Raw genomic sequence first — 14,633 nt, 5'->3', positions numbered from 1 at the left:
GCAGTCCTGAGAAGATCACGGGCACCACAGGCGTGCCCGTTTTTTTGCCGCATTCATGGGGATCAGGTCATGCAATCCCCATTTCGCCGCTCTTCGCGCACACGCCCTGCGGCGTTCATGATCAGCGCCGTCACGCCCCGTGTGGCAGGGACGCACACCCGCAGAGTACCCGCCAGAAATCCACCACCCGTTTGGACCGGGCGCCCGTCGGGGTCGAAGAGGATGTAGCGATTCATGCTGCCGTTGCCAGCAATGCTGGTCTGTGCGTCACCTTCATGCTCGGCCAGGATACTTTCACCGGCGTCCCATTGGCCATTTGGCTGGCTGTCGAGATAAACCCGCCACCCACCAGACCATCCCTGCCCCCGAGGCGATAGCGTCACCGATCGCCCTCGTGAAATGGCAGCGCTGCGAGCCAGCGCCAGATGGGCGCTTAGCTGACTGGCCACCGCCCAGCGCCGCTGGGCATTGGACAGTTCCTGCCAGGATGGCAAAGCCAGGGTCGCCAGAATGGCGACCACCGACAGGACGACGAGCAACTCCAGCGCAGTCACCCCACGGGCTGCGTTCAGCTTCATGATTTCCCTCCCTTAACCACCAGGGAGAGCCGGCCCGAGCTGACCTATGATGGCGTGTCTCTGAGGACACCATGACACCATCGACCCCATCCCTGTCCGGAGTCTATTCGAGCACACCCGACCCTGAGAACCCCCATTCGGAGGACTCTTTGCAGGCGAGCCCGGTGCATGCGGCATTGGAAGCCAGCGCCAGGATCCGCACCCTCTGCCCGCCCAATCCGGCCGTGGGATGCACCCTGATCACCAGCAGCGGACACCGGGTGACGGGTAGCACGCAGGCGGTGGGCGGCCCGCACGCCGAGATCACGGCGCTGCGTGCGGCCGCTGAACAAGGCCTCAGTGTTCGTGGCGCCACGGCCTACGTGACCCTAGAACCCTGCTCCCACCACGGCCGCACACCCCCCTGCTGCGACGCGCTGATCGCGGCTGGCGTGGGCAAGGTGGTGGTGGTCACGCTGGACCCCAACCCTCTGGTGGCGGGGCGCGGCGTGCAACGCCTGCAGGCCGCCGGCATCGAGGTGGACGTGCTGCCAACCGATCACGTGGTGGCCCGCGCCGTGCGTGAACTCAACATCGGCTTCTTCAGTCGCATGATCCGCCAGACGCCCTGGGTGCGCATGAAGATGGCCGCTTCGCTCGACGGCACCACCGCTCTGGACAACGGCACGAGCCAGTGGATCACCGGCGAAGCGGCGCGCGCCGACGGTCATGCCTGGCGTGCCCGGGCCTGCGCGGTGCTGACCGGCATTGGCACCGTGCTGGAAGACGACCCGATGCTCGACGCGCGTCTGGTGGACACGCCACGCCAACCGCACCTGGTGCTGGTCGACAGCCGACTGGAAACGCCCCTGGATGCCCGGTTGTTCCAAGCTCCTGCACATGGGCTGACGCGGCGGATATTCATCTACTGCGCCGTCGCCGACGGCCAGCGACAAGCCGCGCTGGAAGCCCTCGGTGCCACCGTCATCCCTTTGCCGGGCCAGTCGCCGGGCACCGAGGGCAAGGTCGATCTGGCCGCCATGCTGCGCGATCTGGCGCGCCGCGAGGTCAATGAACTGCACGTCGAAGCCGGCCACAAGCTCAACGGGTCGCTGATTCGCGAAGGTCTGGCGGACGAATTTCTGCTCTACCTGGCCCCCAAACTCCTGGGCAGCGGCCGCGGCCTCGCGAGTTTTGGGCCGCTGGAGAAACTGGAAGATGGCGTCGAACTCGGTTTCCAGTCGGTGGATCGGATGGGCGACGACCTGCGCATCCTGGCGCGGGTGGTGGGTCGCGACGATTTCCTGACCGCCTGAGGGCGTCGCCGCCGACCACCTCCAGCGCCGGTTTTCCGGCCTTCGGGCCGGCATTTCTGCCCCCGTCGCGCGCCCTGACCGGAATAGGGCTTCAAACCCTGCGAAAATACGCGCCTATGTTTACCGGCATCATCACCGGCGTGGGGCGTATCGCCGACCTCCACGCTCAGGGCAGCTCTTTGGACCACGGCAAGCGACTCACCATCGAGGCGCCGCCGGGCTACCTCGACGACGTGGCCCTGGGTGACAGCATCGCGCTCAACGGCGCGTGCATGACCGTCACCTCGCTGGACCTTGCGCAGCAGCGGTTCAGCATCGACATTTCTGCCGAATCCCTGGCCCGCACCACCGGCCTGGACCAGGTCGGCCACCGCATCAATCTGGAAAAGGCCCTGCGCGCACACGACCGCCTGGGCGGGCACATCGTGTCCGGCCACGTGGACGGCATCGGTCGGGTGACCCGCTTCGCTCAGGTGGGCGAAAGCTGGGAGCTGCGCGTGATGGCGCCGCCCGAGCTGGGCAAATACCTGGCCTACAAGGGTTCGATCACCGTCAACGGCGTCAGCCTGACCGTTAACCAGGTGCACGACAGCGCCCAGGGCTGCGAGGTCAGCATCAACCTCATTCCCCACACCGTGCACGCCACCGCACTGGGCCAGCTGGCCGTGGGCAGCGGCGTGAATCTTGAAATCGACACCGTCGCGCGCTACGTGGAGCGCATGCTCAGCGCGGGCTTCACCCCATCGAAGGAAACCGCATGAGCGCCACCGACACCCTGGCTCCGGTCCCCATTTCTCCCGTTGAAGACATCGTGGCCGACATGCGTGCCGGGCGCATCGTGATCCTGGTGGACGAAGAGGACCGCGAAAACGAAGGCGACCTGGTGCTCGCCGCCGACCACGTCACCCCCGAGGCCATCAACTTCATGGCCCGTTACGGCCGCGGCCTGATCTGCCTCACGCTCACGCGCGAGCGCTGTGAGCGCCTGCGCCTGCCCCCCATGGTGCCGCGCAACGGCACCAAGATGGGCACGGCCTTCACCGTGTCGATCGAGGCGGCGGAAGGCGTGACCACCGGCATCTCGGCCGCCGACCGCGCGCGCACCGTGCAGGCCGCCGTGGCGGTCAACGCGCAAGCCGCCGACCTGGTGCAGCCCGGCCACATCTTCCCCTTGCAGGCGGTCGAGGGCGGCGTGCTCATGCGCGCGGGCCACACCGAAGCCGGCTGTGATCTGGCCGCCATGGCGGGCTGCAGCCCCGCCGCCGTGATCTGCGAGATCATGAAAGACGACGGCACCATGGCGCGCCTGCCCGATCTGCAGCTCTTCGCGGCCGAACACGGCCTGAAGATCGGCACCATCGCCGACCTGATCGAACACCGCAGTCGCAACGAATCGCTGGTGCAGAAACTCGGTACCCGCGCGCTCAACACCGCCTTTGGCGAATTCAGCGCCACCGCCTTCCGCGACCAACCCAGTGGCGCGCTGCACCTGGCCCTGGTCAAGGGCCAGTGGACCCCCGAGCACAGCGTGGCCGTGCGTGTGCACGAGCCGCTGTCGGTTTTCGATGCGCTCGAAGTCGGCCGCTCCATGCACAGCTGGAGCCTGGAGGCGAGCCTGCGCCACATCAGCGAGGCCGGTGCGGGCGTGGCCGTGTTGCTCAACTGCGGCGAAACCGCCGAACAGCTGCTGTCGCAGTTCGAAGGCACGGCCCGTTCGGCCCAGGCCCCCGAACGCGGGCGCATGGACCTGCGCACCTACGGCGTGGGCGCGCAGATCCTGCGCGAATGCGGCGTGCATAAGATGCAGCTCATGGGCAACCCACGGCGCATGCCCAGCATGGCCGGCTACGGCCTGGAAATCACCGGCTACCTCAGCCGCACCGCCTGACCTCTCTCACAACAACACACAGAAACGGAACCCCTCATGTTCGGCGCAGACAAAGGCACAGCCAACCTGCTGGATGGCAAAAAACTCAGCATCGGCATCGTCCAGGCCCGCTTCAACGAAGGCATCACCGACGCGCTCTACCAGGCCTGCCAGGCCGAGCTGCTGGCCCTGGGCGTGCAGGAAAAAAACATCGCCCACGTGAAGGTGCCCGGCGCGCTGGAGATTCCGGTGGCGCTGCAGGCCCTGGCCGAGCGCGATGACTTCGACGCCCTCATCGCGCTGGGCTGCATCATCCGCGGCGAGACCTACCACTTCGAACTGGTGGCCAACGAGTCTGGCTCGGCGGTCACCCGCCTCGCGCTGGACTACCAATTGCCCATCGCGAACGCCATCCTCACCACCGAGAACGTGGAACAAGCGGTGGCCCGCCAGACCGACAAAGGCCGCGATGCGGCGCGCGTGGCGGTCGAGATGGCTCACCTGCTGGAACACATCGGCTGAACATGAACGACACCACCACCAGCGCCCCCAAAGCCCGCAAGGCCGCCGACAAATCGGCCCGCACCCGCGCACGCGAATTCGCCCTGCAGGCGCTCTACCAGCACCTGGTGGGCCGCAACGAGGCGACCGATATCGACCTCTTCACGCGCGATCTCGCAGGCTTCCACAAAGCCGACAGCGTGCACTACGACGCACTGCTGCACGGCTGCATCGCCGAGGCCGTGGCGCTGGACGGTCTGATCACCCCCCTGCTCGACCGCCCGCTGGTCGAGCTCTCGCCGATCGAGCGCGGCGTGTTGTGGATCGGCGTCTACGAATTCCAGCATTGCCTGGACGTGCCCTGGCGCGTGGTGCTCAACGAGTGCATCGAACTGGCCAAATCGTTCGGCGGCACCGACGGCCACAAGTACGTCAACGGTGTGCTGCACCAGCTCGCCGCGCAATTGCGTCCGCTCGAAGTGGCCGCGGCACCGGCCAAGACAGGGCCGCGCAAAGCGCCTCCGCCCCGCGCCGCCGACGATGCGGTTTGAGTCCGTCCAAAGGCAACCCGTCGGAACTTCCGACCGGGCCGCTTCATGCGCCGCGGCGCTTCGCGTGGTGAAGAACTGAGATGAAGATCGCCCAGCGCGCACAGCGCGTCGAACCCTTTTACGTGATGGAGCTGGCCAAGGCCGCTTCCGCCATGGCCGCGCAGGCCGGTCCGGGCGACCGCCCCATGCTTTACCTCAACATCGGCGAGCCGGATTTCACCGCGCCGCCGCTGGTGCAGGCCGCCGCCGAGCGCGCCATCCATGCCGGGCGCAGCCAGTACACCCCGGCCACCGGCCTGCCGGCGCTGCGCGAAGCGATCAGCGGCTGGTACGCCTCGCGCTTCGGGCTTGATATCGACCCGGGGCGCATCGTGGTCACCGCCGGGGCCTCGGCCGCGTTGCAACTGGCCTGTCTCGCGCTCATCGAAGCGGGCGACGAAGTGCTGATGCCCGACCCGAGCTACCCCTGCAACCGGCAGTTTGTGCAGGCCGCCGAAGGCCGTGCGGTGCTGGTCCCTTGTGGCCCCGAACAACGGTTCCAGCTCAGCGCGGCGCAGGTCGAAGACCACTGGCGGCCAGCCACGCGCGGTGTGCTGCTGGCCTCGCCGTCCAACCCCACCGGCACCTCGATCGCGCGCGATGAACTGGAGCGCATCGCCCGCTTCGTGCGCCGCCAGGGCGGCGTGACGATGGTCGACGAAATCTACCTGGGCCTGAGCTTCGATGCCGACTACGGCCACAGCGCGCTCGGTCTGCCTGACGGCCTCGGCGACGAGGTCATCAGCATCAACAGCTTCTCCAAGTACTTCAACATGACCGGCTGGCGCCTGGGCTGGCTGGTGCTGCCGCCCGCGCTGGTGCCGGTGGTGGAGCGGCTGGCGCAGAACCTGTTCATCTGCGCCAGCACCATCGCACAACACGCCGCGCTGGCCTGCTTCGAACCCGACAGCCTGGCCGAGTACGAGCGCCGCCGGGGTGAGTTCCAGGCCCGGCGCGACGCCTTCATTCCCGAACTCAACCGCCTGGGCCTGACGGTGCCCGTGATGCCCGATGGCGCGTTCTACGCCTGGGCCGACGTGGCGCCGTTGTGCGAACGCTGGGGCATTCCCCTGCGCGGCGAACACCCCGGCGAAGGCGGCAGCTGGGCCCTGGCCTTTGAGCTGATGCGCCGCTGCCAGATCGCCACCACGCCAGGCCGCGACTTCGGCAACGCCGACCCCTGGCGCTACCTGCGCTTCTCCACCGCCAACTCGATGGCGCAGCTGCGCGAAGCCGTGACCCGGCTGGAGGCGGCGCTGTGAGCGGGGCGCCAGTCGCAACCCCGGCCCAGCCGCCGCGTCGCCCCAAGGCGGATTCAGCCCCCTTGGAGAGCGCGGGGGCCACGTTCCACTGGCCGGTGCGCGTGTACTGGGAAGACACCGACGCGGGCGGCATCGTGTTCTACGCCAACTACCTCAAGTTCTTCGAACGCGCGCGCACCGAATGGCTGCGCGCACTGGGGCTCGAACAGCAGCGCCTGCGCCAGGAAGTGGGTGGCATGTTCGTCGTCACCAGCGCCCAGATGCGCTACCACCGCCCGGCCCGGCTCGACGATTTGCTTCTCGTTACAGCGCGTGTGCAGGAAGCGGGCCGCGCTTCGCTGACAATGCAACAGACGGCCTGCCTGACACCCGGCCAGCCCGACGCCGCTACCATGCTGCTGTGCGAAGGCACCATCCGCATCGGGTGGGTGGACGCCGCCAGCATGCGACCCCAACGCATCCCAGCCTCCATACTGGAATCCCTGAGCGCCTGCGGTTGATCCGTCCAGGCGAGATTCGATCGAACAACCGTTTCAGACCCATGACCCAAGATCTCTCCATCGTCCAACTGCTGATCAATGCGAGCTGGGTGGTTCAAGCCGTGGTGGTGCTGCTGGTGGTGATGTCCGTCATCAGCTGGGCCGCGATCTTCCGCAAGGTCTTCGCCCTCAAGCGCGTGAACACGCACAACGAAGCCTTCGAGCGCGAGTTCTGGTCGGGCGCCAACCTCAACGACCTGTACGCCGCGGCCGCGCAGAGCGCCCGCCACGGCGGCCCGATGGAACGCATCTTCGCCAGCGGCATGCGCGAATACCAGAAGCTGCGCGAGCGCCGCATCAGCGACAACGGCGCCCTGCTCGACGGCGCGCGCCGTGCCATGCGCGCGAGCTTCCAGCGCGAACTCGACACGCTGGAGGTGAACCTCTCGTTCCTCGGCACCGTGGGCTCCGTGGCGCCTTATGTGGGCCTGTTCGGCACCGTCTGGGGCATCATGCACGCCTTCACCGGCCTGGCCGCGCTGGCCCAGGTGACCCTGGCCACGGTGGCGCCCGGCATCGCCGAGGCCTTGGTGGCCACCGCCATCGGCCTGTTCGCCGCGATTCCCGCCGTGGTGGCCTACAACCGTTTCGCCCACGACATCGACCGCGTGGCCAACCGGCTGGAGACCTTCATGGAAGAGTTCTCCAACATCCTGCACCGCAACCTGGGCAACCAGTCGGCCTCGGGACACTGACATGGCCGCCACATCCTCCCGCCGCGTGCGGCGCACCAAGAACGAGATCAACATGGTGCCCTTCATCGACGTGATGCTGGTGCTGCTGATCATCTTCATGGTGACCGCGCCCCTGATTTCGCCCAGCCAGATCGACCTGCCCAGCGTGGGCCAGGCCAATGCGCCACCCAAGGGTTATGTCCAGGTGCTGATCGACAAGGAAGAGCGCATCCAGGTGCGTGATGGCAGCTCCAGCAAGGGCGCGCAGACCGTCAAGATGGCGCAACTGGCCGAGCAGGTGCGCCAGCTGCAGAGCGCCTCCAGCCCCTCCGAGGCGACCAAGGTCCCCGTGGTGATCAGCGCCGACAAGACCATCAAGTACGAAACCGTGGTGAAGGTCATGGACACGCTGCAGCGCGCGGGTGTTGAACGCGTCGGCCTGTCCGTGCAGACTTCCCGCTGAGCCCAGCGCCTCACCGCCCGAGCATGCAAGTCACCGCCGAACCCCTGGACCTCAAGCCGCCGCGTCCCGGCCGCTGGCTCGGCCCCATGGGCCTGGCCCTGATCGCGCACCTGTTGCTGATGGGCGCGCTGACCTGGGGCGTGCGCTGGCAAAGCGACACGCCGCCCGTGACCTTCGAGGCCGAGCTCTGGTCTCGCCTGCCGCAGGAAGCGGCCCCCCGGGCCGTGGAGCCCCCTCCTCCGCCCCCACCGCCCCCCGAGCCCGAGCCGAAACCACAACCCAAACCGCAGCCCGAGCCCAAACCCGAACCGACACCGCCGGCCGTCAAGCAGGCCGACATCGCGACCGCGCAGGCCAAGAAGAAACAACTCGAGGAAGACCGGCGCGAGGCCGAAGAGCAGAAGGCGAAACAGGTGGCCAAGAAAGAGGCTGAAGAGAAGGCGCGCGAGAAAAAGGAACTCGAGAAGAAAAAGGCCGAGGACGCCAAGAAGAAGGCCGAAGAGAAAAAGCTGGCCGACCAAAAGCGCGAGGCCCAGGAGCGGCGGGACGAAGCGCTGGCGAAAAAGGCGCGGGACGATCAGATGCGACGCATTCTGGGCCAGGCAGGCGCCAGTGGCGGCCCCCAGGCCCAGGGCTCGGCCCAGCAGTCGAGCGGGCCATCGGCCGGCTACGCGGCGCGCGTGATCGCGCGCATCCGGCCCAACATCATCTACGCCCAGGATTTCCCGAACAGCCTGCGGGCCGAAGTCGAGGTGCGCGCGTCACCCGACGGCACCATCACCGGTCGTCGCCTCGTCAAGAGCAGTGGCAACACCGCCTGGGACGACGCAGCCCTGCGGGCGATCGACCGCACCGGCAGCCTGCCGCGCGACACGGACGGAACCGTGCCTTCTCCCATGACCGTGGTGGTGCGCCCGCTGGACTGACCATCAGTGCCCGGCGGCCGCCGGTTCGTCGGGCGCAAGCACCTTCTGCAGCGCCCGCTCGAGCTCGTTGGCATCCACCGGCTTGTGCAGCACGGCGGCAAACAGCGTCTGCAGCAAATCGGACGGCACCTCGTTGGCGTGTCCGCTCATGAGCACGATGGGCGGTGGCGACTGGGTCGCCCGGATGCGCAGGGCCAGCCCCACGCCATCGAGCCGTGGCATGGACTGGTCGGTGAGCACCAGATCCCAGCGCTTGCCGGTCTGCATGAACTGGGCCCAGGCCTCTTCCCCATCGCGCGAGCGCGTGACCTGCCAGCCCTTGCGCTCCAGCAGCGCGCTCCAGGCGTGGCGCACCGACTGATCGTCGTCCACGAACAGCAGTTGCCGCCCCTGGTCAGACCCGCCGCCGGGCGTGGTGAGAGGCGCTGCGGTCGCGTCGTGCCGGCTCTCCGGCAGATACAGCATGAAACAGGCCCCCTCGCCCACCTCGCTGCGCAGGCCGATGGCCCCTTGGTGGCGCGCCATGATGCCCTGAGCCACCGACAGGCCCAGCCCCGTGCCGCGGCCCTTGGGCTTGGTGGTGAAGAAGGGTTCGAACAGCCTGTCCAGGTGCTCGGGCGGGATGCCGGGACCGCGGTCGCACACCTGCAGCACCAAGTACCTTCCCGGGTTCAGTTCGGCCGCACCGGGTGGCGGCGCCTGCCCGGGAGGCGGTGGCAATTCCAGCTCGTCGAGCAGCAGTTCGATGCGCCCCTTGCCTTTCATGGCATCGGCCGCGTTGATGAGCAGGTTCACCAGCACCTGCTGCAACTGGGTGGGGTCGGCCACGACCTCGTCGTCGTCCACCCGGCACTCCACCACCAGCTCGCACTCTCTCGTGAGACCCGAGGCCATCATCTGGCGCGTTTCCTCGATGAGGTGGGAGAGGTGCACCTGCTGGAGTTTGGGTGCCGACTGGCGGCCAAAGGCGAGCAACTGGCGCATCAGCCCGTCGGCATAGCGGGTGGCCTTGAGCGCCTGCTGCAAGGCCTCGTGGCTGGGGTGTTCGGTGTCCAGATCTTCGGAGGCCAAGCGCACCCAGCCGGTGATGGCCGCCAGCGAATTGTTGAAATCGTGCGCGATGCCGCCGGTCAGCCGGCCGAGCGCCTCGGTCTTCTGGCTCTGCATCAGTTGCACCTGCAGCGCCTCATGGCGTTCGTGCGCCTCGCGCTGGGTCTGGGCATCGCGCTGCACCCGCTCCAGCAGGTGGTTGATGCCCTCTCCCAGCGTGCTCAGTTCGTCTTTTCCTGGTATCTGCAGACGGTCCGTCGCCGTGGGACCGCGTTCCGTGATGTCCTGCACCTCCCGGTGCAGCGCTTGCAGGCGACGCAGCAACAGGCGATCCAGCAGCACCACCAGCAGCAGGCTGGCCAGCAAACCGGCCAGGGCGGACAGGGCCATGCCGGTCAGGCTCAAGGACTGCGCGGCCTGGAACAACTGGCGGTCCAGGCTGAGCACCAGTTCGGCCACGGGCTGGCCTTGCTGATCCCGCAGCACGGCGTGCAGATCCTCGTGCTTGTCGTCCACCGGCGCCAGGTGCGTCAGCTCGCCCAAGTGGCCGGGGTGGTCGAACGACAGACGCACCGGCATCATCAGCAGTTCGCTGAAACGCTGCAGCTCGGCCTCGTCAAAATGGCGCAGCATCAGAATGGCGCCGTGGGAGACATCGTCCGGCCGGTCGGGATCGCGGATGGCCGAGGCCGTCACCAGATCGAGGCGGCCGTCCTGCACGCGGTAGGTCTGCAGCAGGGTGCGCCCACTCGGGTCGGCGATCACCGGGGCCAACAGCGCACGCAGCTCCTGCAGGCGTTCGGGCGACACCGGCATGAGCTCGGGTGCCGATCCCGCGGCCAGGCTGGTCAGGGGGTTGCCTTTGGCATCGACGATCAGCACCTCGGAAATGCGCAGGTAGCCCATGTTGCTGGTGTCGAAGTTGTCGTCCACGAAGCTGGGCTTGCGCCCCTGGGCAAAGGACACGGCATCGACCCACTGGGCGTAGTCGCGCACGGTGGCGCTCAGCCCCTGGACCTGCTGGCTCAACAGGCGGCTGGCCCGATCGCCTTCACGCGCGGCGCGCTCTCGCTCCAGTCGGGAAAACGAATCGCCCACCAGCCAGCGCATGCCGAACATGGCGGCCAGGGAGCAGAGCCCGACGGTGACGAGAACCAGCGCCCAGGCCTTGTGTTGTAGTTTCATGGTTGCCTTGACTATCGACGCAAGCCGACCCCAGTAAAGGCATAAACCTTGCCAGCGCGTGATGCAGGTCGCGCTGGCGTGGTTTTTGCACGCCTACAAACGCACCCGTGTGGTGCAACCCCATCAGTCGAACACGATTTCGGCGCGCTGTTCGTGCGCCTGTGCCATCCAGCTCGCCAGCGCGGCGTCGGTCGGGAAAAACAGCGCCCGGTCGTCCAGTTGCAGTTCGCACTGGGCACCTTCGCGCAGCAGGGCCAGGCGCACCGGCAGGCCACGCGTGAACTCGCCCTGATCGGTGACTTCCCGCTTCGGAGGAAACTCGCGCACCAGCGCCGCCACCGCCGGCGCCTGGCCGTTCACGGCCACGCGCAGGTATTTGCCGAAACGGCAACGCGCCGCGGCCAGGTCCCAGATCTGCTGGATCTTCAGCCGCAGGCCGCCGGAGAAACGGTCCGGCTGGGCCAGCGCCTGCACGATGATGAGCTCGTCGTCCTTCAGCAGGTTGCGGTGCAGGTTGATCAGGTTTTCGTCGGCGCTCACCTCCAGCACCCCGGTTTTGTCGTCGAGCTTGAAGAGCGCGAGCTTGCCGCGTTGTCCATTGATGACACGGAAGTCGGTCACGATGCCGGCCAGGATCACCGGGTCGCGGCTCTCCTTTACGTCGGCCAGCTCGGTGCGCGCGAAACGCCGCACCTCGCGCTGCACCTCGTCAAACAGGTGGCCGGAGAAGTAGAAGCCGATCGCGGTTTTCTCCAGCGTCAGTTGCTCTTTCACGCCCCAGGGCGTGGTGGCCACCAGATCGGGCTCCTGCGTGCTCGACCCGTGGTCGTCGCCGCCCATCATGTCGAACAGCCCGCCCTGGTTGGCGTTGGCCTGCTGGGCCGCGGCGAAGTCGAACGCCCGCTCGACCGAGGCCAGCACCTCGGCACGGTTCCGGTGAAGGGAATCGAACGCGCCTGCCTTGATCAGCGCTTCCACCGTGCGCTTGTTCAGGCGTGTGCGGTCCACCCGGCGGCAGAAGTCGAACAGGCTCTTGAACGGGCCGGACTCGCCGCCGCTGGGGCCCTCGCCCCGGCCTTCACGCGCGGCCACGATGGCGTCGATGGCCTGCTGGCCCGTGCCCTTGATCGCGCCCAGGCCGTAGCGGATGGACTTGTCGGTGATGGGTTCGAAGCGGTGGAAGCCGCGGTTCACGTCGGGCGCCTCGAAGGCGATCCCCATCTTCTGCGCGTCTTCGAACAACACCCTGAGCTTGTCGGTGTCGTCCATTTCCACCGTCATGTTGGCGCAGAAGAACTCGGCCGTGTAGTGCACCTTGAGCCAGCCGGTGTGGTAGGCCAGCAGCGAGTAGGCGGCGGCGTGCGACTTGTTGAAGCCGTAGCCCGCGAACTTCTCCATCAGGTCGAAGACCTCGTCGGCCTTGTCTTCGCTGATGCCCTTTTCCGCCGCGCCCTTGCGGAAGATGGCGCGGTGCTCGGCCATCTCCTCGGCCTTCTTCTTGCCCATGGCGCGGCGCAGCATGTCGGCGCCGCCCAGCGAATAACCGCCCAGCACCTGCGCGGTCTGCATCACCTGCTCCTGGTAGACCATGATGCCGTAGGTCTCGGAGAGCACCGACTCCACCAGCGGATGCGGGTACTCCACCACTTCCTTGCCGTGCTTGCGGTTCACGAAGCTGGGGATCAGGTCCATCGGGCCTGGGCGGTAGAGCGCGTTCAGGGCGATCAGGTCTTCCAGACGGCTCGGTTTGGCGTCTTTCAGCATGCCCTGCATGCCGCGGCTTTCAAACTGGAACACCGCCTCGGTCTGGCCGCGCGAGAACAGCGCGTACACCGCCCGGTCGTCCAGCGGCACGTCCTCGTAGCGGAAGTTCTCCTGCCCGGGATGCCGCTTCATGATGAACTCGCGCGCGATCTCCAGGATGGTCAGCGTGGCCAGTCCCAGGAAGTCGAACTTCACCAGGCCCACGGCCTCCACGTCGTCCTTGTCGTACTGGCTCACCGCCGACTCGCTGCCGGGCTGCTGGTAAAGCGGGCAGAAATCGGTGAGCTTGCCCGGCGCGATCAGCACGCCGCCGGCGTGCATGCCGATGTTGCGCGTCATGCCTTCGAGCTTCTGCGCCAGCTCGATCAAGGTCTTGACGTCGTCTTCCTTCTGGATGCGCTCGGCCAGCACCGGCTCCATCTCGATCGCGTAGTTGTTCTTGTCGCCCTCTTTTTTCGGCACCGGCGGGTACTGCAGCGTGACCGACATGCCGGGCTTGTTCGGGATCAGCTTGGAGATGCCGTCACAGAAGCCGTAGGAGAAGTCGAGCACCCGGCCCACGTCGCGGATGGCCGCGCGCGCGGCCATGGTGCCGAAGGTGGCGATCTGGCTCACGGCGTCCTTGCCGTAGCGCTCCTTCACGTAGTCGATCACGCGGTCGCGGTTGGACTGGCAGAAGTCGATGTCGAAGTCGGGCATGGACACCCGCTCCGGGTTCAGGAAGCGCTCGAACAGCAGGTTGTACTGCAGCGGGTCCAGGTCGGTGATCAGCAGCGCGTAGGCCACCAGCGAGCCGGCACCGGAACCCCGGCCCGGCCCCACCGGGCAGCCGTTTTCCTTGGCCCACTTGATGAAGTCCGACACGATGAGGAAGTAGCCCGGGAACCCCATCTTCAGGATGGTGTTGAGCTCGAACTCCAGCCGCTCCACATACCGCGGGCGCTGCTCCTCGCGCTTGGCCTCGTCGCGGAACAAATGGCGCAGCCGCCCTTCCAGCCCTTCGTACGAGACGTGGCGGAAATAGTCCTCCACCGACATGACCACGCCGTTGACCGGCGGGATCGGGAAATTCGGCAACTGCGGCTTGCCCAGCACCAGGCTCAGGTTGCAGCGCTTGGCGATCTCCAGCGTGTTGGCCACGGCGCTGGGGATGTCGGCGAACAGCGCTTCCATGTGCGCCGCGCTCTTGAAGTACTGCTCGCGGGTGAAGCGGCGCACGCGCCGGTTGTTGCCCAGGATCTCGCCGTCGGAAATGCAGACCCGGGCTTCGTGCGCCTCGTAGTCGTCGGGCTCCAGGAACTGCACCGGGTGCGTGGCTACCACCGGCAGGTGCAGCCGGGCGGCCAGTTGCACGGCCGCGGTCACATGGCGCTCGTCGTCCACGCGGCCGGCGCGCTGCAGCTCGATGTAGAAGCGGTGCGTGAACAGGCTTCCGAGCTGCAGCGCGATGTCGGCCGCGCGGTTTGCATCGCCCTGGATCAGCGCCTGCCCCACCGGCCCGGCCTGCGCGCCCGAGAGCATCAGCAAGCCGCCGTTGAGTTCTTCGAGCCATTCGCGCTGCAGCACCGCCAGGCCACGGCCGTCGTTGCGTGTCCAGGCGCGCGCCAGCAGCTCGCTCAGATTCAGATAACCCTGCTTGTCCTGCACCAGCAGGATCACGCGCGGCGCGGCCGGCTGGTGGCTGCCGGGCATGGCGCCCGGCGTTTCGTCGGTGAAGCCTTGCAGCATCACCTCGGCGCCCAGCAGCGGCTTGACGCCCGCGCCGCGCGCGGCCTTGTAAAACTTGACCGCCCCAAACAGGTTGCTCAGGTCGGTGATGGCCAGGGCGGGCTGGCCGTCGGCGGCCGCCGCGGCCACCACGTCGTCGATGCGGTTGGTGCCGTCAACGACGGAAAATTCGGTGTGCAGGCGCAGATGGATGAACATCTTTCGATCATGC

The 14,633-nt window shown here is 67.3% G+C and carries 13 protein-coding genes; 10 read left to right on the top strand and 3 right to left on the bottom strand.

Features of this window, described 5'->3' with window-relative positions; translation table 11 throughout:
- Positions 1-62: 62 nt before the first annotated feature.
- Positions 63-578: a GspH/FimT family protein gene (locus AC07YZ_RS08925; RefSeq protein WP_494794492.1), complete on the bottom strand. Its 516-nt coding sequence runs from the start codon at positions 576-578 to the stop codon at positions 63-65.
- A 71-nt stretch (positions 579-649) separates the two neighbouring features.
- Here AC07YZ_RS08925 and ribD point away from each other — a divergent pair, with 71 nt between their 5' ends.
- From ribD to tolA, 10 genes are all read left to right on the top strand, one after another.
- Entirely contained in the window at positions 650-1,873 is a 1,224-nt protein-coding gene (ribD, locus tag AC07YZ_RS08920) for a bifunctional diaminohydroxyphosphoribosylaminopyrimidine deaminase/5-amino-6-(5-phosphoribosylamino)uracil reductase RibD (RefSeq protein WP_494794491.1), read from the top strand.
- 116 nt (positions 1,874-1,989) lie between these two features.
- Positions 1,990-2,634 carry a riboflavin synthase gene (locus tag AC07YZ_RS08915; protein WP_494794490.1) on the top strand — a complete coding sequence of 215 codons (645 nt, stop codon included), beginning with the start codon at positions 1,990-1,992 and terminating at the stop codon, positions 2,632-2,634.
- The gene (gene ribBA / locus AC07YZ_RS08910; protein WP_494794489.1) at positions 2,631-3,761 is read left to right on the top strand and encodes a bifunctional 3,4-dihydroxy-2-butanone-4-phosphate synthase/GTP cyclohydrolase II; all 1,131 of its coding nucleotides are present in this window, start codon (positions 2,631-2,633) and stop codon (positions 3,759-3,761) included. Before AC07YZ_RS08915 ends, ribBA begins: the two co-directional genes overlap by 4 nt.
- A 36-nt stretch (positions 3,762-3,797) precedes the next feature.
- Positions 3,798-4,262, top strand: coding sequence for a 6,7-dimethyl-8-ribityllumazine synthase (ribH, locus tag AC07YZ_RS08905; RefSeq protein ID WP_494794488.1), 465 nt, complete (start codon positions 3,798-3,800; stop codon positions 4,260-4,262).
- A gap of 2 nt (positions 4,263-4,264) precedes the next feature.
- Complete coding sequence (gene nusB / locus AC07YZ_RS08900) at positions 4,265-4,792, top strand: transcription antitermination factor NusB (protein WP_494794487.1); 528 nt, start codon at positions 4,265-4,267, stop codon at positions 4,790-4,792.
- 80 nt (positions 4,793-4,872) lie between these two features.
- Entirely contained in the window at positions 4,873-6,093 is a 1,221-nt protein-coding gene (locus AC07YZ_RS08895; protein ID WP_494794486.1) for a pyridoxal phosphate-dependent aminotransferase, read from the top strand.
- 62 nt (positions 6,094-6,155) lie between these two features.
- Positions 6,156-6,593, top strand: coding sequence for a tol-pal system-associated acyl-CoA thioesterase (gene ybgC, locus AC07YZ_RS08890; protein ID WP_226493525.1), 438 nt, complete (start codon positions 6,156-6,158; stop codon positions 6,591-6,593).
- Positions 6,594-6,634: 41 nt separating this feature from the next.
- Complete coding sequence (gene tolQ / locus AC07YZ_RS08885; protein ID WP_226493526.1) at positions 6,635-7,327, top strand: protein TolQ; 693 nt, start codon at positions 6,635-6,637, stop codon at positions 7,325-7,327.
- A 1-nt stretch (position 7,328) separates the two neighbouring features.
- Complete coding sequence (locus tag AC07YZ_RS08880) at positions 7,329-7,769, top strand: ExbD/TolR family protein (protein ID WP_494794485.1); 441 nt, start codon at positions 7,329-7,331, stop codon at positions 7,767-7,769.
- A gap of 23 nt (positions 7,770-7,792) precedes the next feature.
- Positions 7,793-8,695 (top strand): cell envelope integrity protein TolA, encoded by a 903-nt coding sequence (tolA, locus tag AC07YZ_RS08875; protein ID WP_226493528.1) that lies wholly within the window; start codon positions 7,793-7,795, stop codon positions 8,693-8,695.
- A gap of 3 nt (positions 8,696-8,698) precedes the next feature.
- On the opposite strand, the gene AC07YZ_RS08870 is transcribed toward tolA, so the two are convergent.
- Positions 8,699-10,930, bottom strand: coding sequence for an ATP-binding protein (locus AC07YZ_RS08870; protein WP_494794484.1), 2,232 nt, complete (start codon positions 10,928-10,930; stop codon positions 8,699-8,701).
- Positions 10,931-11,053: 123 nt separating this feature from the next.
- Positions 11,054-14,620, bottom strand: coding sequence for a DNA polymerase III subunit alpha (gene dnaE, locus AC07YZ_RS08865; RefSeq protein ID WP_494794483.1), 3,567 nt, complete (start codon positions 14,618-14,620; stop codon positions 11,054-11,056).
- Between the last annotated feature and the right edge of the window lie 13 nt (positions 14,621-14,633).

It is taken from the genome of Hydrogenophaga sp. GW101-3F08 (assembly GCF_059424585.1).
Note: the sequence above shows the minus strand (reverse complement) of the source record. Positions and strands in the feature narration are given on the sequence as shown.

Excerpts from the sequence above, each read along its gene's own strand:
- AC07YZ_RS08925 (WP_494794492.1), bottom strand. The coding sequence starts at position 578 with ATGAAGCTGAACGCAGCCCGTGGGGTGACTGCGCTGGAGTTGCTCGTC.
- ribD (WP_494794491.1), top strand. The coding sequence starts at position 650 with ATGACACCATCGACCCCATCCCTGTCCGGAGTCTATTCGAGCACACCC.
- AC07YZ_RS08915 (WP_494794490.1), top strand. The coding sequence starts at position 1,990 with ATGTTTACCGGCATCATCACCGGCGTGGGGCGTATCGCCGACCTCCAC.
- ribBA (WP_494794489.1), top strand. The coding sequence starts at position 2,631 with ATGAGCGCCACCGACACCCTGGCTCCGGTCCCCATTTCTCCCGTTGAA.
- ribH (WP_494794488.1), top strand. The coding sequence starts at position 3,798 with ATGTTCGGCGCAGACAAAGGCACAGCCAACCTGCTGGATGGCAAAAAA.
- nusB (WP_494794487.1), top strand. The coding sequence starts at position 4,265 with ATGAACGACACCACCACCAGCGCCCCCAAAGCCCGCAAGGCCGCCGAC.
- AC07YZ_RS08895 (WP_494794486.1), top strand. The coding sequence starts at position 4,873 with ATGAAGATCGCCCAGCGCGCACAGCGCGTCGAACCCTTTTACGTGATG.
- tolQ (WP_226493526.1), top strand. The coding sequence starts at position 6,635 with ATGACCCAAGATCTCTCCATCGTCCAACTGCTGATCAATGCGAGCTGG.
- AC07YZ_RS08880 (WP_494794485.1), top strand. The coding sequence starts at position 7,329 with ATGGCCGCCACATCCTCCCGCCGCGTGCGGCGCACCAAGAACGAGATC.
- tolA (WP_226493528.1), top strand. The coding sequence starts at position 7,793 with ATGCAAGTCACCGCCGAACCCCTGGACCTCAAGCCGCCGCGTCCCGGC.
- AC07YZ_RS08870 (WP_494794484.1), bottom strand. The coding sequence starts at position 10,930 with ATGAAACTACAACACAAGGCCTGGGCGCTGGTTCTCGTCACCGTCGGG.
- dnaE (WP_494794483.1), bottom strand. The coding sequence starts at position 14,620 with ATGTTCATCCATCTGCGCCTGCACACCGAATTTTCCGTCGTTGACGGC.